Genomic DNA, 15,930 nt, shown 5'->3' with positions numbered 1-15,930 from the left:
AGTGCTACTCAGCCGAGCGGGGCGCCAACGCTTTCAGCCCCGTGAGGATCTCATCAACACTCAATCCGCTGCACCTGATGCGTTCAACAATCGACGCCAACGCCGCTTCTCGCTCGCGCGTGCGGTGCTCTTGCACCACCGTCTGAAGATTGCTCAATGCCACCTCCAGCTCTTCAAGTGATAGCGAGCGAAGACACGCTCGCAAACGACGTACGTGCCGTAATGTCGCCAACTGATTCGACATCCATGTTCCTTACTGTTCCCAACCATGCGTTGTCACCAGCCTGCCCTTTCCACTCAAAGGATGGAGTTATTAAACATTATTATAGGTTATTCGCCCTTCTCGCCCGGTAAACAAGATCTCTTCGTGACTGCCAAACCATTTAGTTATAGTGCGTTAAAAAACTGACCTTGGTGCGATTAATAAACGCTAATAACTCCCGCTTTCGTCTTCCTCGAGTTAGCTTGTGTCTCGCGAACACTTCCTCTCCTTACTCCTGGCCCCCACCAGATGAGTAAGGTTGTTCGCAGTATGAACCATAGTATTGCCAAAACCCTAGGCGGTGGGTTGACACACCCACTGCCTATTTGGGTTGCCATCGATGCCAGGAGATCCCATGACACAGCTCGCTTTGCTGCTATTATGCGTCAGTGGGTGGGTCAGCGTAACGGCCACAGCCTCACCGCTGCCCTCCTTGGCTGACACCCCACAAACCCTCACACTCGGTAACGGGACCGAAGTCGCGACTCTGGATCCACATAAGGCTCAAGGTGTCCCAGAAAGTCGTATCTTACGGGACCTGTTTGAAGGCTTAGTCCGACTCAGCCCCTCAGGGGAAATCGTGCCCGGTGTCGCACAAAGCTGGTCCCACGAGGCCCATCAACGATACCGGTTCTCTCTTAGACACAATGCGCGTTGGTCCAATGGAGATCCCGTGACTGCCACCGACTTCGTGTACAGCTTTCGCCGCGCTGTCGACCCTCAGACTGCGTCTTCCTACGCTTGGTATCTCTCGCTTGCCCATATCCGCAATGCCCACGCCATCGCACAAGGCAAAGCCAATCCAGACACACTGGGCGTCAGTGCCCCCGACCCCTTCACGCTCGTGATCACACTCGATGCCCCGACCCCCTATTTCTTGGCGACCCTCGCCCATACAACCCTACTGCCTGTTCATATGGCCACAGTGACACAGTATGGCGACCGTTGGACACAGCCCGAACACTTGGTCTCCAACGGCGCGTACCAATTACACCACTGGACGGTCAATGAAGCGATTGATCTCACGCGTAATCCCTACTACTGGGACAATATCCATACCGCCATCGATCGCGTTCGCTACCTCTCCTTAGAGGATCCCACTTCCGAGTTGTTTCGTTTCTTGACCGGGGAAATCGATGTGACCTCCACCGTGCCCATCGAACACTTCACCCGTCTGTTGCACGAACGCCCCAAACAACTATGGGTCCAACCCGCACTTTGTACGGAATTTCTACAATTTAACCCCCAGCGAGCGCCGTTCAATGACCGCCGCGTACGGCGAGCCTTATCTTGGGCGATCGATCGCCATGTCATCACCGAACGACTGCTTCGCCAAGGCCAGACACCTGCTTACACCTTCGTGCCTGATCACATCGCCGGGTACACGCCTTGGGTTCCTGAGTACGCTACCCTGAGCCAAGCGCAAAGGGAGACCCAAGCCCGGCAATGGCTCAAGGAAGCCGGGGTTGACCAGCAACATCCGTTAGAGTTCACCGTGCTCTACAACACCTCTGACACCAACAAAAAAGTGATGATCGCCGTGGCCTCAATGTGGCATCACGTTCTTGGGATCAAGGTACACCTTCAAAATCAAGAGTGGAAAGCGTACCTGTCCACAATGTCCCAGGGGGACTACGACGTTGCTCGGTCCGCGTGGTGCGCGGACTACAACGATGCCAGTGCCATGCTCAGTTACCTAGAAAGCGGCAACTTAGGCGGCCATCAGTTTGCCGATCCCCACTATGACGCGTTAGTGGTAGCCGCCAACCACAGTCACAACGACGAAGAACGTCGCGAAGGGTACCGCCAAGCGGAACACTATCTCCTGGACGCTATGCCCATCGCCCCGCTATTTTTCCCCGTTCGCGCCCACTTAGTCTCACCGGAAATCCAAGGCCTGTTGCCCCGACAAGCAGGCCCGATGTCGAGCCAGAATTTGTTCCGCCTCCAGTGGGTATCAGGCGCCTCGAACGATCCCTAATTCAAGCAGCATCTATGATCACATCCCCTTATCATCAACCTTACCAGGAAAGCAACTGGTCACCAGCTTGGCTTCCCACTCTTCAGGAGACCTTCATGCGCATTGGCATTCTGTATTCTTCTCGTCAGCGTCACAACGAGTCGGCCGGCGATCCCCCGGCTCACCTTCATATTCAGCGTACCCTCGACGACTTGAAATACGACACGGTACTTATTGACGGAGATAGTCACCAATTGATTCAGCGACTGTCGATGGACGCCCTATCCGTGCTGGTCATTGCCGCTCAGGGTCAGTTTTTTGAAGACGGTCAGCTCCAGGGGTTGTGTGACTGGCTGCAACTGCCTTATGTTGGCAGTGGGCGATGTGCCAGTACGATTTGCTACCATCCTGCATTGTTGGATCTGGTGCATTACGGCTGCCACGCCACCTACTCCGAACACATGCTGCTTAAACCGCAAGACGACACCCCGGATTATCAACAACTCACCGAGTATTTACGCAGCAAAACGCTCGATTTGGTGCCGATCTCATCGCCCGATCCGCTCGGCAATAAAACCAACATCAAGAATGCGCGGCAATTTCATCGTTACCTCTCGCAGCACTTAGACGGGCAGCGCGCTGTCATGGTGCAACCCCATCGCACTTACCTCAATCAGTATCAGGTGGTGGTGCATGACTTGCGCCTCGACCCCACGGCAATGACCCTGTATAACGCGTCTTCCACCCTTCGTGAATCCGTCACACCCTTGACCTTGGCCAATGGGTTAAGTCAAGCCGAGCTGAGCCTGATTGAACAAACGGTCGTCCAGTATTATCGCCAGTTGCTCCTTGAAGGCGCCGCCTTGTTTCACGTCGCGTTAAGTCCTCATCACCGCTGCCAGGTCTTGCAGATACGGACTCTGCCGTCGTTGCATCCAGATGGGGTGCTTGCCGCCTCATTCGCCGAAGAAGACACCTCCTACAGTCAGACGCTGATGTCGCTCATCAATCGAGCAATGCACCGCCCGATGCCCGTTGTCAATGCCGACCCGATGTAACACCAACTTAGGTGTGGTCAGTCGGGAGAGACAACATGACTTGCGTGCCTTCCCCGACCTGACTGGCTAAGGTCAACTCCCCTCCGAGACCGTGGATCACATTGAATGCCACCGTCAACCCCATACCCCGACCATCCCCCAAGGGTTTAGTCGTAAAAAAGGGATCGAGGACTCGGTGCAAATCGTCCGAGGCGATCCCCACTCCAGTGTCGGCGACCGTCAATATGACTCGGCCCGGCTCTCCATCACATCGATACGTGATCACCGCCTCCTCATCACCACCTTGCAGAGCCTCCAATGCATTGGCGTGAAGGTTCCCAAGCGCCTGAGTCAATAGCGCAGGGTTGGTGTGGATCACCACGTCTTCAGGCACCAAATTGTCAATCCGAGGCTGACGTTCGTTTTCATAGAAATGGAGTTTAATGACTTCGTCGCAAATCAGCTTGAGCTTGCACGTTTCACGCTCCGATTGCACCCCTTGGGATAAACTGCTCAAATCGGATACAATGCTTTTGACACGCAGCAAACTCGCGCGAGAGTCGGCGATCACCGATGACAAGTCCTCAAGAATAAAGGAGACGTCTTTTTCCTTTTTGTAGTCCACAATTTGGTCCGGGACGTCCGCTTGGCCCGATGCCGCCAGATTGCCAATGAACTCATCGTGCATGGCGATGAGCTTCATCATCGCCTCCGCGTAATCGCTAAGGGGGGTAAAGTTCCCCAATGCAATCCCGAGCGGATTGTTGATCTCATGGGCGATCCCCGCCGTCAAACGGCCTAAGCTGGCCATTTTCTCAGAATGCACCAACTGCTCTTTGGCCATACTGAGTTCTGCCAGCGAGGATTTGAGTCGCTGGTAGTGCTGTTTCATGCGACGCTGAGACTCCATGTTCTCCAAGATGATCTTCAGTTGCGCCGCAGCCTCCTCTAACACTTTGATTTTTGAAAAGGTAAACTTCGCCGCTTCCGCCTGATCCACCTGGCAAATCACTGTACAGGAGTGCTTATCGAGCACCCAAACAGGAAATACCAACGCATGGGGCTGTGCCTCCTGCTCAGCAAACTTAATGTCCGGCTTCGTCAACGTCAGGTAAGACTGCCATAGGGTCGTCACCTCTGCCGCCAGTTCGCTGCGTTGTAGTTTGCCCTCAGGCAGGGCTTTGTAAGCCATCAGAGTATCGTCGGGATCTTTGGACTGACGCAACACGTAGGTCTGTCGGGCTCCACAAAACGCGTTCAACTCATTGACAAACTCAGCCAACACCTGATTAGGCGATACATTGCTTCGGTTGAACTTATTGATTTTCGCCAGCAGCTTCAAATACCCCTTCTGCTGTCCCAAAGCTTTACTGATCGCCCGTTGCTTACGCAGCTCTCGCTCAATGTCGTTCTGCAGATCAGGCTGACAAAACAACGCAGGCTCCACAATGCGATCAACATCAGAAAACGCCGCTCCCGATTCAGCGACCACCCACAGAGCAACAAAGTGGTTCTTGAGATTCTTACGCACAAATGGCACCAGCTCCGCCACATAACGCTCGGTCTGCGCCTCCATGTCCACCACCACCACACCTACATTACGCGATCTAAGCCAAGCTTTAACCTGCTTGAGGTCTGCGGTATCTTCCCCGTTCAACTGGCTGAAATACGCTGGCTTTTCATCACGTTGGGAAACCACTAAGAGTTCGGTCACGACTTGTCCTTCTGGCGAATTTAAGACTACTATAACGGTAGTGCACATCTATGCATAAGGACAACTATGATTCGATTACTTTATTACAGTGTGGCTTCCAGTGAGATGACCATGATGGATCTGAAAGGCATTTTAGACGTGGCTCGCAAGAACAACGGCCGCCGGGATGTGACCGGCATGCTGTGCTACGACAACGAGTATTTCTTGCAAATTTTAGAAGGCGAGCCCACCGAGGTCACCGACTTGTTCTTGACCATAGGTCGAGATGAGCGCCACCATGATGTCACCATCATGGGTGTGCAGTCGATCGAGAAACGTGCCTTTGGTCAGTGGGATATGGGTTACGCAGGCAGCAGCGAAACGTTGCAAAGCCACATGCAAACACTCAACATGGACAGCTTTGATCCGACCGCACTCACGGTCAAACAAGCCGCGGTATTGCTGTACGACCTTTCCAAAGCCCAAACCGCCGTGTGATGGCAGTCCAAGGCCTTCGACCAATAAAAAAGCTGGCCCTTGGAGTCGATGGCCAGCGTAAGTCACACAGTTAACAATAAGACGTGCCGTTTTTTTCCGGCTACAGAACGGTATCACGATCGGAGGCCGAGGGCGACCCTCAGTGATAACCCAACCTCGGCTTTGTTCGGTTTCTCGAGCACCGACACACTCTTTAACCACGGTAATGATGCATTACGTCTTTACGTTGCTCTGAGGAGACGTCGCGCGATCCGCGTGCAACTGGCCACCTTTCCCCCAATGCTCCTCGTCGAAATTCTGAAAAAAGACCGTCACTGCTTCTGGCGCAGTGCCATACGCTTCCTCGAACGCTTCAGTAATACGCTGAAGCAGCAATTGTTTTTGCGCTTTGCTCCGACCAGGGGATTGTTGAATCGTCACGACAGGCATACACGTCTCCTTGATGATCGCCAGTTCTGAAAAAGGACAAGCCCCCATCATGCCGAGAATACCTCCAGACGGCAAGTGCCACGGTCACACCCGCTTACGTGGCACACAGGCCAGGCCCCTTACCGTGCCCCGTGACTCGCCACCCACTGGTGGATCGGCTCTAAGGCATTGTGCATGTAGTGCTGCGTGAATCGTTTAAAGGCTTGGGCTTTCGCTCCCATAAGCTGGCCACTTGGCCAAATCAAGTACACGTCGCGAGACGGCCCAACCCATTCACTTAAAGGTGTCACCAATGTCTCTGACTCCAAACTGCTCAGCACTTCTGTTGCGGGCAGCAACGCGATCCCCAAACCGTCTTGGGCCCAAAGACAGGCCATACGAATGTCGTCCACTTGCAGGCCGCGCGGCGGTCGGATCACCTCTGTCTGATCCAACCCTACGCGCTGCATCGGCCAAACGGGCAAATGCGACACCGTAATGCAGCGATGTTGATTCAGATCCGTCAAAGCGGTCAAGGGAGGCGCTTTCGCCAAATAGGCAGGCGACGCCACCAGTAATGTGGGGATCGCCCCCAACCCGACTTGGTACAACCCAGAGTCGGGCTGGGGACCAATACGCAGCGCGATGTCAGCTTGCTCCTGCACCACATCTTTGTTGTCGTTGTTGAGCTTGAGATCCAATACCACATCAGGATACGCCGACAGGAACTCACTCCATAGAGGCTGAAGAAAACCCAAAGAAATGTTGGTCGGGGCCAGCACCGTCAGCGGGCCAGTTAACGACGCCACCTGCTGGCTCATGCGATCGCGAGCCTTCTCAAGGTCGGCCACCAACGGAGCAAAAGCCGCGTAATACGCATCGCCTTCCGCCGTGAGCCGAAATTGACGGGCGCTACGATGGATCAACTGACACCCTAACTCTGACTCCAGCTTTTTTAGCCGCCGCGTCACTGTCGCCGCGGGCAACGCCAGGGCCGCGGACGCCGATTTCAACCCGCGCAACTGAGCAATGTGGACAAAAAGCGCCATATCATCGAACATGATTTCATTTATGGAATTAGTAATTCATAAATGGATTATATTCATCATTTATGAAATTCACTATGCTTTTTTCGTCACAAAGAAACAGGAGAACAGCATGACCACATTATACGTCACGGCAGGACTGGTATTGTCGAGTGAGAGACCCCGTCAAGAGGTGTTAGCCGCCATGCGTCAACTGACACAAGCCACCCTAACGGAACCGGGCTGTGTGTCGTTTGAATTCTTGGCCCACCACGCCGATCCCTCGCGTTTCACCCTCTGGGAACGCTGGGATAGCGAAGCAGCCCTCGACGCCCATTATCACAAAGCGCACACCCGCGCATACCTATCCCAAGGCTGGACTCGGATCGAGTCTCTACACAAACACTACTCGTTGACGTCGCCGGAGGCTTAATGAAACAACGTATCGTCTTTGGCATCCTGATGTCTTTGTTACTCTCTAGCTTAATGACCCTATGGGTAACTTGGCTCAATCTCGGCATGACCCCAGCGTTTTTCGCCGCATGGGGCAAAGCCTTCGTCTGTGCTTGGCCTGCCGCGGCGGCCATTGCCATCAGCCTAGGGCCATATGTTCAACGGATGACAACACGGCTGCTCAGACCTCGATAGTCCTCGAGATCTGGCAGTGCCACGCCCTAGGACAGGTCGGCGATGAACTCCATCTCGACCTTAGCGGCCAAAGGTAACGCGGCAACCGCAACGCACAGGCGGGCAGGTTTATGAGAGCCGAAAAAAGCCTCATACACCCCATTAATGCGATCGAAGTCTGTCATGTCGGTCACGTACACGCCTACCCTCGCGATACGGGCTTTGGTGCCCCCCGCGTCTTCGACAATCGCTAAACCATTTTTTAAACACTGCTTGGCTTGCTCCGCGGCATCTTCTGAGACCATGTGCATCGTTTTCGGATCGAGCGGTAATTGCCCAGAGACACATAAGGTCTTGCTGAGGATCGCGGCATGAGAGTATGGGCCCACCGCTTTCGGGGCCCGTTTTGACGAGGTCAGTTTCATGGTCAGTTTCCTTGGTTACAATTCGTTCACTCAAAGACTCGGGGATGGTCAACCAACACCATGGCTCAGTCGCGGTTGTCAGCGCGCACACCGCTTGGCACATCAGACACACTCGCTAGGCACAGCAAGGCCCCAAGCATCAATACGATCAGTGTAAACATAGCGAGCCCTCCTTAGGATATGATCAACTTAATCACGGCTCCGCGCCCTCAGTCTGGGGAACTGTCCGCTTCGCGCGCAGACGAAGGAATCGGGCTGGAGCGGCGTTTCATCATAGAAACGCCCCCTTACGCTGTAAACTTAATTATCATTAACAGGGTTTATTAAGCCACTGACCCAACGCTCCCTCAATGTAACGTCAAGGATTCCAGATCCCCCGGGAACACCCCTTGCGTAAAAGAGGGAACAATCAACTCCGGTGCCAGCAATAGATTCATCCCGTTACGCTTGGCCACCGGATTGCCCAATGTATCCCAGCCGCGTTGATGAGAGTAGTCGACCGATATGTGAGTGATCGACGAAAAGAAGTGCAACGACACGGACCGCGCAATGCACTGCTTCACCGCTGTGCCCACCGCGCGTTTTTGGGGAGAGAACACCAGCACAATCTTCTCGTACGATTCCAATACACGCGTGTCGCCATCTCGATGCGGAAACACACACAACGGACTTGGCCGAGCTCCCTGTTGATATGTCCTCATAGCACTCATTAATCCCGACCACACTGGTCGCCCAACGCGATTGAGCAAGGTGTACGCATCACGTGCTCCCGTGACGGTTCGTGTTAACTGCGCCCCCTTTTCAAGGGTCAGGAGCTCGCCCGGTTGCACAGGCTCTGTCCACGTAGGCACAACGGCATCGTCATCATGCAGGGAACCGACGTGAAAAAAACCGTGGCATTCTGAGCGCCAGGAAAGATGGATCAGGTGATAAAATCGATCGACTGTCGCCCAGACCGTCGAGACCCCCTGATCGGGATCGCACGCTTTCACCCCTTTGAATACCTGTAACTGATGCCCTTGAAGCGCGGCGATACTGGCCGCATCTAACCGAATCGTAACGGAATAAGTGGTCATATTCTGCCTCCTAACTAGTCACACTGCCCACCGGGTTCCTATACTATGTACTGTGTAACGTAGCCGCTCCGTATCAATACAGTATCAGTTTCCCACTCGACGCCAGCAAACCACCCATCCTGGACTATCTTTATAACAGGTACACCCAATCTTTTTATCGCAGAATGTGAGGTTGCGCATGAGTATTGATCCCCTCGTTTTTCTTCAGCAACACGCCAAGGCCCATCCCACCCCAGCCAGTGTCCTCACCACTCAAGAGTTCGTCAGGTGGTGGGATCAGCAATGCCCTTCGTGTGCGCTTAATATGACACAAGCCAACCTCATCTTGCACAATCTCACCACCACACAAGCCGAACTGTCACTCGCGACCGAGTTTGATGCCGAACGCGATCTGTGCTGGAGTTACACCATGAAGTGACAAAAAAGGCGCCCTTAGGCGCCTCAGTTCTCCCCATTTATTGAGGGAATTCCGTCGGGGGCTCGTAAGTAATACGACTCGCCCGCAGTCGGTTACTCATCAAACTCTGCAACATACCAATAGCCGCTCCGACAGGGGCTACGACAGGTACATAACGCCCCAGTTCGTCTTCCAACGCGTCCGTGAGCCACTGATTGACTTCCAACATCCCAGTGCACCCAAGCACAATTGCCTCAGCTTGGTCGTCTCTGATCGCGCTAAGGCTTTGTGCCAACAACGCCTGTTGGAGTTCGATTTTATTGTCCAATTTCTCTACTGGGATCCCCGCTTGGCGCACAGAGGCCAAATGATTGGCCATGCCCCACTGGCGTGCCAAGTCCCACAACATAGGCACCACAGAGCTGACCACGGTCACGATGGAAAACCGGCTCGAGACCATAGCGGCGTTCATCATTGCAGGGGCAAAGCCCCCCACCACTGGAATGTCGACAATTTCCTTCACCGCCTCCACCGCTGGCTCCCCAAAGCAATTGATGAACAATCCATCATACCCATCGCGTTCCGCTTCGAGTGCCACCCGAGCGATATCCCGGCCATCCCACAATTCGGCCGCTCGACTTTGAATGAAGGGGGTAGCCCGATCCCCCAGCGCTTGATAGTCGACGTGAACGTTAGGGGCACGGATGGGTTCGATCTCGCGTTTGAACGCCTCAATGAACGGGCGAGCCCCCGCTTCAGAAATGGGGATGATCACCAATAGTCGTTGCTCAGTCATGTCAGTCTCCTTGTTGAGCATGTGTCGCTAGGTTCGGGCCAAAGTAGCCCAGAGATTGCAATAAGGTGTTGAAACGCGCCAATTCAGCCCCCGTCGTCAAGGCTGGGGCGGCAGGCAACCTGAAGAGAAACACCTCTTGCCCTTCCACCACATCTTCGACAGACAGGCCATGGAAGCCCTGCAAATTCGCCTGCGCAGCCTCGCGCTCATCGGGGGACAAAGGCTGCACAATCCGCTTAACGACCGGCGGTTCAAGACGCCCCATCAAACACAGCAAATCGGGCGCCATTCCTAATGGATGACTGCATTGCGTGTCCCATACAATCAGATTTTCATTCTGATTGACGACCACGAGAGTGCGTTCGGCGCCAGTGTCATCCTGCTGGACAAGGGTGAGCACAGTGAAATCAAATCCCCCCTGCGATCGCGAGGAGATCTTAGCCAACCGGCAAGGTTGCGTGTTGTCAAATAATGGCGTCAGTGGCTGGTCGAAAGCTTGGGTGTATTCATCGCGAAACGCCCCGAGTGGATCAGGGCAGTCCGGCGCAATTTGCCGTAACATCTTACCGATAGCCCGAGAGTGCGTTACCGTGTCTGCGATCAACCCCTGACGTGCCTCTGACGCTGTCATCGCCCAACCCGCAATCGCGGCAATGCCATCAAACGTACCCACGCTACTCAACAAGGGACGCAAGGTCATTTCAGCGATTTGCGCCTGCTCGACAGGCGTACTGTTTGGGGCCAGGTCCAACGTCAACGCCCCCGGATATTGTCCCCCCTTAAATGGCCCGTCCGCGGCATTCAAGATCACCAATGGGGTCGCTGCAATCGACTCGCTGAACGTTAATAAACTCAACGTTGGCACAGAGCGGTTGGCCCCATCGGCATTCAGCACCTTGAGTGGCCCGCCTCGCTTGGAAATCGCCGCCAACATGGCAACAAACAAGTTTGACCCCGTTTCTACCGACACCACGAACGTCAGAGGCTCCGTCAGCCGATGTTGCAAGACCGATAGCGCCCGAGTTTCTGCCCCATTGAGCCCAATTTTTTCAAAACTCTCGGGCGATCCCATCGCCGCCACCACCGCACCTCGATCCTGCGCTTCAAGCGCCTGCATGTCGACCAATTGCACACCATGGTCCGCCGTTAGGATCTGCCGGATAAATGCATACGCGGTTTGAATCGAACCGCCCCCTCCACTGGCTAACAACGTGGCGCCACTGGCGATGTCAAACAAATCCTCTCGTGCTAATTCCATCTTGCTCACTCCTAATTTCTAACAAAATTAATCGATGTTCAGTGCCCCTCTCACCCGCGCCATGAGTCGTTCCGCCCGATCAAGATACGTCAGCTCCCCGTGACTGCGCATAAAGTGCAAGCCCGATTGCAACACCGTTCGAGCACGATGCGGCTGCTCAGAGCTGAGCATCAATTCTGCACTCATGCAGCAGTACAATGAATGCCCCATACGGTGCCCGGACTTGGCCAACCAGTGATGATATCCGTCAGCCAGTAGAGCTAGCCCCAACTCGCCTTGTCCTTGTCGACCCAGAGACCAACCTAAAAAGACTTTCGCAATACCAATAAAGAACGGCATTTCAAATCTTTGTGCGAGCGCCAACAAGGCTTCTGCTCGCGATTCGACCTCCTCCGCTTGCTCAGCATGGAAGTAGTAAAACAACGCGGCTTGCGCCCCGATCGCCTCACTGAACACATTGTCACTGGAGGCCACCAGATCCGTCATTGCCACCAAATGACGCCGTGCCATCGGCGCCTCTCCCCTCAAGGAATAGCTCAGCACCAAAAACAAGGTGGCTACCACTCGGGGATCTTGACCAAACTCACGCAGATCTCGCGAATGGTTCTGGACTTGGTGCAGGTCGAGGGCTCGCTGCGCACAAACAATGGCCGCATCGAGATCGCCCGCCCAGAAGTGCGTATTGGCTTGCGCAGCCCAACCATGCACTTGAATGCAGCCATCCGCCATCGTCACGCCGTGTTGCTGGATAACGCTCGCCAGACGCAACGCTTCATCCAGCTCGAGCGCCATGAGTTTTTCCAGCCATTGATGAAAAAATACACTGCCCAAACCACCTTGCTGCGCGCTTTTCACGCACACCCGTTGCAGTTGATCGAACACGCGCTTTTGTTGTGGGGACGACCAACCGTAGTGGGACTTGTACACCGTCCCCAGTAGCAGCAACCAATTGATTTCCCGACGCAAACTGTAGGCTAGTTGCAACGACGACTCCGCCCATTGCAAAGTCGTGATGGCTTGGTGCAGTTCCCCCTGATCTTTGTGCCCTCGAGCGATCTCCATATAACGCTCGAAGGCCTTTGCCGGCTGCCCTTGCTGTGCAAGACAGTGGGCGTACAGCAGCGGCCACTCAGCAGGAGTGCCTCCGTGATCCAGCCGTGGCGCTAACGCATGAGTCAAGTGTGTGTTGATATCAATCCACACAGGCGACGTGATACGATCTTTGAGGTAAGCATGCACTGTCGAATGCAGAAACGTGTATCTGTTTGACTCCACTCGTCGAAGAAGCGAGCTTTGACATAAGATCGCGAGCGCGGCGTCCCCATAGCTAAACGTGGCACGGATCACGTCACTGTCCACGGAAGGGCCACAGGCGACAGCCGCCCAAAGCACCCGCTTTTGCTCGACAGTCAAACGCTCCACCTGCTGATCGACAAACGAATACGACGGAGCGAGCGGCTCTGCCTCAAAGGGAGCTTCTAAGATGAGTTGGCGCAGAAACGCCGGATTGCCACCACAGATGTCAACACACTGCGCTAATACGACGTCCGACACCGCACTTGGCGCCCAGCGCTGAGCCAGACACGTCGTGTCCTCTCGAGTTAACGGTGACAAGGTGTGCACTTGGATGTGCCAGCGATCAGAAAACCCCCATGGCAGAGGCCGATCGCTGGCTATCAGGCATCTGGGTGGCACCGGCATTTGTTCCATTGCACGTTGGATCACTTGCCAACTGTCTCCATCCACACATTCCGCATCGTCAAGCACGAGTACCCTCACCTGCGTTTGGCTCAGTACCTGTCGCACCAATTTCGCATCCGTTGTGGCAACGCGCAGCGCCAAACGCTCAGTTCTCGGCATCGCTTTGGCGTCAAGTAATACCAGCAGTCGCTCAGTCTCGTTGGTCGACAACCCCAAGCGTTGCGCTGCATCTGAACGCTCTGACGTCGACGCCCAGCCAGGCAAGGCCAGCGCCGACAATAACAGCTTGGCCAACACGCTCAGTGAATCCACCTGCTCACGGGCCATCACCGTGATCCGACGTCCCGATAGTGCGGCAATGACGTGTTCACCAACAGCGTGCATCAAATGTGACTTCCCCACACCTCGATCGCCTTGAATGTGCACACACTGTACCGGTTGACGAGTGGCGTTCTCTCCCCTCAACACTTGTGTCATCTGTTGCCACTCCGCTTGGCGGCCAACCAATTGAGTGGTCAGCTCTGCCCCTAAATGGAGCAACCAATAACCCGTTGCGATCTGGGCCGACATACGTTCAATAACGTAGCACTGAGACAACGCCACCATACTGGCGTCATCGACAACCCAACTCCACGGCCCCAACAGCTGTACCAGCGACACCAATTCATCCAGATCACGTTTCTTGATCGGATCACCATGATCAGGTCCCATCACCAAGTCACTTTTCTTGATCGCAACCTTAACCGGCCCTCCCCCAGGGGGGAGCCGTTGATGCCGACTCAATTGTTGTAGACGTTCCAACGTCTGGCTATCAGCGTCGTAACCGATGTAGTAACCACCGACCTTGTCCATCACCGTCAGACCCGTCACCTTGAGCTGCGCACCGATATCCTGTTCGCTTAGGTCATGCACCCTCGGGGGCGCATAAATGACGTACAACCAGACCGGCTTAGGGAGTGCCTTCGGTACCAGCTCCTCCTCCGAGGGACGGGCAATAAGCTCATCGACACTGGCCCCGAAGAATTTGGCCATTTGGCCTGCAATTCGAAAACTGACCGGTTTTCCCGTCTCGATACGCTTAACCGTCGCGATCGAGACTTGGCAATTGGCATCATACAACGCGTGCGATAACCCTTCTTGACTAAACCCGTTCAACTGTCGCAGCGATTTGATCTTCTGACGGCATAACTGTACCTTCCCTGCACTCTGACCTTTGCTTGATTCCACAATGTTCACCTTTTCACACTCGGGCGGGCAGTAACACCAAGTATGTGCAACTCATCATCTATTTGTTTTATCAATATTGCAGGGGAGAGATATATAGACAACTGATTGCATATTTTTCAATCAATTTTGTGAACACTCATTTCTTCTCGACACCAACACAGCTCTTTTAGGGCGTCGCCAAACGGGCACGCAGCCCCATGATCCAAGAATGACCGGCAAGAGCCTCGCCACGCAACGGGGCAACGTATTGGATCGTAGGCGTTAACGTCAACGCCCCCAACGGCAATCGATAAAACAGTTCCGCATTATGAACCACCTCCTTATCCTCGTTAGCTTGCCCCCAACCCACAGCCATACCTAAAGCGCCAGATCCAATGCCCTCATAGCCAGTACCCGCCACCACTGAAGTGGAATACAACACTTGAGAACCGTGCGCGATCCCCCCACGGAGAAACGGAGTCCAAGCACCCAGAGCCGCGGTCCAGGAGAAACTCATCCCCGCCTGAGGTTCACGCTCTCTCTCACCACCATCACTTTGCCATCCCGTCACATGAAACTGGTTCATCAGCGCCTGATCGGGATCTGCGACCCAACCCAATTCGACCGCCTCAAATGTCCGACCATCATGAAACACGTCACCCGCTCTTTGCCACGGATGGCTCGAATCAGCACTCGCATCCGACACACTTAGCTGAAGGTAATAATGTGGCGAAAGCTTGTCGCGGATCATTCCCCCTATCGAGGCTTCGTCAGGCAAAACAATGGTGCCAGATCCCGTACTGAAGTGAAGGTTTGTGAACCCGGAATAGGGGCTGCCATACGGATACAAATCGATGAAATCTGTCGAATCGAGATAACCCGCCATGGCATGTACCTTTCCCGACCACCCCGTTTGATCCCAATAGGCATGTGTTAACCGCCACCCCTGATCACTGAAAGGGGCGCCAATGACACTCCTCGCGCCTACCGCGGCCGGAAGCCATTGACTGGGAGGCAGCGACGTTAATCCATGTCGGTGATCAATGGTCATGTGCAATTGGCCAGTCGGACTGGAAACCCATTGCGCGCTCAATCTCGCCAATCCAGCGGCCGAATCTCGATCGCCCGTAGGCTGAACAGTGTCCGCCACGGCTCCAAAGACATAGTACTCCCCTTGAACCTGCCACGGCTCGGTGTCGCTGGCGAGCACCGCCATGGGCGTGCTGAGAAGAAGACAAAATGAAAGGGATGTCCATTGCTTGATATGGATGGGCGTCATAGCTGGGCCTCTTATGATCGGTTTCAACCCCTCGATTTAACGACAATCACATCACATCGCCTTGTTATTAAGCTTTATTTGAGGTCGAACGTTGTCATTGCTCAGGGTGAGCATAGTGCCACTCACCCATCATTAACCCTCGGAAAATACTTAGAGTACATAACAAATACCATTCGAGTTTCTAATCGAAAATTGCTTTATAGTGTGAATTTGCTCTCAAATAAGGTCTTTGTTACCCTAATAAAACCGTTCAAAATAGTTTTAACTCAAAACAAAAGGGAG

At 54.2% G+C, this 15,930-nt stretch carries 17 protein-coding genes; 7 read left to right on the top strand and 10 right to left on the bottom strand.

The features are described from left to right. Window positions 1–4: 4 nt before the first annotated feature. Window positions 5–232 carry a hypothetical protein gene (locus tag FIU99_RS26570; protein ID WP_152472892.1) on the bottom strand — a complete coding sequence of 76 codons (228 nt, stop codon included), beginning with the start codon at window positions 230–232 and terminating at the stop codon, window positions 5–7. A gap of 300 nt (window positions 233–532) precedes the next feature. Between FIU99_RS26570 and FIU99_RS27655 the strand changes: the two genes are divergently transcribed. The 3 genes from FIU99_RS27655 (at window position 533) to FIU99_RS26560 (ending at window position 3,280) form a co-directional block, all read left to right on the top strand. After that, window positions 533–703, top strand: a complete 171-nt coding sequence (locus FIU99_RS27655) for a hypothetical protein (RefSeq protein WP_229630884.1) — start codon at window positions 533–535, stop codon at window positions 701–703. Then, entirely contained in the window at window positions 633–2,243 is a 1,611-nt protein-coding gene (locus FIU99_RS26565) for a peptide ABC transporter substrate-binding protein (protein WP_235284553.1), read from the top strand. Before FIU99_RS27655 ends, FIU99_RS26565 begins: the two co-directional genes overlap by 71 nt. Window positions 2,244–2,338: 95 nt before the next feature. Further along, window positions 2,339–3,280, top strand: a complete 942-nt coding sequence (locus FIU99_RS26560) for a hypothetical protein (RefSeq protein ID WP_235284744.1) — start codon at window positions 2,339–2,341, stop codon at window positions 3,278–3,280. Window positions 3,281–3,287: 7 nt separating this feature from the next. Here the strand turns inward: FIU99_RS26560 and FIU99_RS26555 are convergent, their stop codons facing one another. After that, entirely contained in the window at window positions 3,288–5,021 is a 1,734-nt protein-coding gene (locus FIU99_RS26555; protein ID WP_080748949.1) for a sensor histidine kinase, read from the bottom strand. Window positions 5,022–5,039: 18 nt separating this feature from the next. On the opposite strand from FIU99_RS26555, the gene FIU99_RS26550 reads away from it, so the two are divergent. After that, window positions 5,040–5,450, top strand: a complete 411-nt coding sequence (locus FIU99_RS26550; RefSeq protein ID WP_006958783.1) for a BLUF domain-containing protein — start codon at window positions 5,040–5,042, stop codon at window positions 5,448–5,450. A gap of 213 nt (window positions 5,451–5,663) precedes the next feature. On the opposite strand, the gene FIU99_RS26545 is transcribed toward FIU99_RS26550, so the two are convergent. Further along, entirely contained in the window at window positions 5,664–5,879 is a 216-nt protein-coding gene (locus FIU99_RS26545; RefSeq protein WP_006958784.1) for a 4-oxalocrotonate tautomerase family protein, read from the bottom strand. A 119-nt stretch (window positions 5,880–5,998) separates the two neighbouring features. Next, on the bottom strand, window positions 5,999–6,919 hold the full coding sequence (locus FIU99_RS26540) for a LysR family transcriptional regulator (protein WP_152472890.1): 921 nt from the start codon (window positions 6,917–6,919) through the stop codon (window positions 5,999–6,001). Window positions 6,920–6,929: 10 nt separating this feature from the next. On the opposite strand from FIU99_RS26540, the gene FIU99_RS26535 reads away from it, so the two are divergent. Further along, a complete protein-coding gene (locus FIU99_RS26535; RefSeq protein WP_158502574.1) occupies window positions 6,930–7,316 on the top strand; it encodes a putative quinol monooxygenase in 387 nt (128 codons plus the stop codon). Beyond that, entirely contained in the window at window positions 7,316–7,531 is a 216-nt protein-coding gene (locus tag FIU99_RS26530) for a DUF2798 domain-containing protein (protein ID WP_043011904.1), read from the top strand. The genes FIU99_RS26535 and FIU99_RS26530 overlap by 1 nt, the downstream gene beginning before the upstream one ends. 26 nt (window positions 7,532–7,557) lie before the next feature. On the opposite strand, the gene FIU99_RS26525 is transcribed toward FIU99_RS26530, so the two are convergent. Together FIU99_RS26525 and FIU99_RS26520 are read right to left on the bottom strand one after the other, a co-directional pair. Further along, a complete protein-coding gene (locus tag FIU99_RS26525; RefSeq protein ID WP_039951471.1) occupies window positions 7,558–7,935 on the bottom strand; it encodes a Rid family detoxifying hydrolase in 378 nt (125 codons plus the stop codon). A 347-nt stretch (window positions 7,936–8,282) separates the two neighbouring features. Next, window positions 8,283–9,011: a hypothetical protein gene (locus FIU99_RS26520; protein WP_006958788.1), complete on the bottom strand. Its 729-nt coding sequence runs from the start codon at window positions 9,009–9,011 to the stop codon at window positions 8,283–8,285. 178 nt (window positions 9,012–9,189) lie between these two features. Between FIU99_RS26520 and FIU99_RS26515 the strand changes: the two genes are divergently transcribed. Then, on the top strand, window positions 9,190–9,429 hold the full coding sequence (locus tag FIU99_RS26515; RefSeq protein WP_043011907.1) for a hypothetical protein: 240 nt from the start codon (window positions 9,190–9,192) through the stop codon (window positions 9,427–9,429). Between the two features lie 37 nt (window positions 9,430–9,466). Here the strand turns inward: FIU99_RS26515 and FIU99_RS26510 are convergent, their stop codons facing one another. The 4 genes from FIU99_RS26510 to FIU99_RS27650 form a co-directional block, all read right to left on the bottom strand. Continuing rightward, on the bottom strand, window positions 9,467–10,204 hold the full coding sequence (locus tag FIU99_RS26510) for an aspartate/glutamate racemase family protein (protein ID WP_006958791.1): 738 nt from the start codon (window positions 10,202–10,204) through the stop codon (window positions 9,467–9,469). Window position 10,205: 1 nt separating this feature from the next. Further along, entirely contained in the window at window positions 10,206–11,462 is a 1,257-nt protein-coding gene (locus FIU99_RS26505; protein WP_152472888.1) for a DUF917 family protein, read from the bottom strand. A 27-nt stretch (window positions 11,463–11,489) separates the two neighbouring features. Then, on the bottom strand, window positions 11,490–14,390 hold the full coding sequence (locus FIU99_RS26500; protein ID WP_043011910.1) for an AAA family ATPase: 2,901 nt from the start codon (window positions 14,388–14,390) through the stop codon (window positions 11,490–11,492). 166 nt (window positions 14,391–14,556) lie between these two features. Next, window positions 14,557–15,147: a carbohydrate porin gene (locus FIU99_RS27650; protein ID WP_253899469.1), complete on the bottom strand. Its 591-nt coding sequence runs from the start codon at window positions 15,145–15,147 to the stop codon at window positions 14,557–14,559. Window positions 15,148–15,930 lie beyond the last annotated feature (783 nt).

The organism is Vibrio sp. THAF64, from assembly GCF_009363455.1.
GTDB classification, from domain to species: Bacteria; Pseudomonadota; Gammaproteobacteria; order Enterobacterales; family Vibrionaceae; genus Vibrio; species Vibrio coralliilyticus.
Note: the sequence above shows the minus strand (reverse complement) of the source record. Positions and strands in the feature narration are given on the sequence as shown.

What these genes read in the sequence shown, in the direction of transcription:
- FIU99_RS26560 (WP_235284744.1), top strand. Translation starts at nt 2,339, where the DNA reads ATGCGCATTGGCATTCTGTATTCTTCTCGTCAGCGTCACAACGAGTCG.
- FIU99_RS26550 (WP_006958783.1), top strand. Translation starts at nt 5,040, where the DNA reads ATGATTCGATTACTTTATTACAGTGTGGCTTCCAGTGAGATGACCATG.
- FIU99_RS26530 (WP_043011904.1), top strand. Translation starts at nt 7,316, where the DNA reads ATGAAACAACGTATCGTCTTTGGCATCCTGATGTCTTTGTTACTCTCT.
- FIU99_RS26555 (WP_080748949.1), bottom strand. Translation starts at nt 5,021, where the DNA reads ATGTGCACTACCGTTATAGTAGTCTTAAATTCGCCAGAAGGACAAGTC.
- FIU99_RS26515 (WP_043011907.1), top strand. Translation starts at nt 9,190, where the DNA reads ATGAGTATTGATCCCCTCGTTTTTCTTCAGCAACACGCCAAGGCCCAT.
- FIU99_RS26510 (WP_006958791.1), bottom strand. Translation starts at nt 10,204, where the DNA reads ATGACTGAGCAACGACTATTGGTGATCATCCCCATTTCTGAAGCGGGG.
- FIU99_RS27655 (WP_229630884.1), top strand. Translation starts at nt 533, where the DNA reads ATGAACCATAGTATTGCCAAAACCCTAGGCGGTGGGTTGACACACCCA.
- FIU99_RS26540 (WP_152472890.1), bottom strand. Translation starts at nt 6,919, where the DNA reads ATGTTCGATGATATGGCGCTTTTTGTCCACATTGCTCAGTTGCGCGGG.
- FIU99_RS26520 (WP_006958788.1), bottom strand. Translation starts at nt 9,011, where the DNA reads ATGACCACTTATTCCGTTACGATTCGGTTAGATGCGGCCAGTATCGCC.
- FIU99_RS26505 (WP_152472888.1), bottom strand. Translation starts at nt 11,462, where the DNA reads ATGGAATTAGCACGAGAGGATTTGTTTGACATCGCCAGTGGCGCCACG.
- FIU99_RS26545 (WP_006958784.1), bottom strand. Translation starts at nt 5,879, where the DNA reads ATGCCTGTCGTGACGATTCAACAATCCCCTGGTCGGAGCAAAGCGCAA.
- FIU99_RS26525 (WP_039951471.1), bottom strand. Translation starts at nt 7,935, where the DNA reads ATGAAACTGACCTCGTCAAAACGGGCCCCGAAAGCGGTGGGCCCATAC.
- FIU99_RS26535 (WP_158502574.1), top strand. Translation starts at nt 6,930, where the DNA reads ATGGAATTAGTAATTCATAAATGGATTATATTCATCATTTATGAAATT.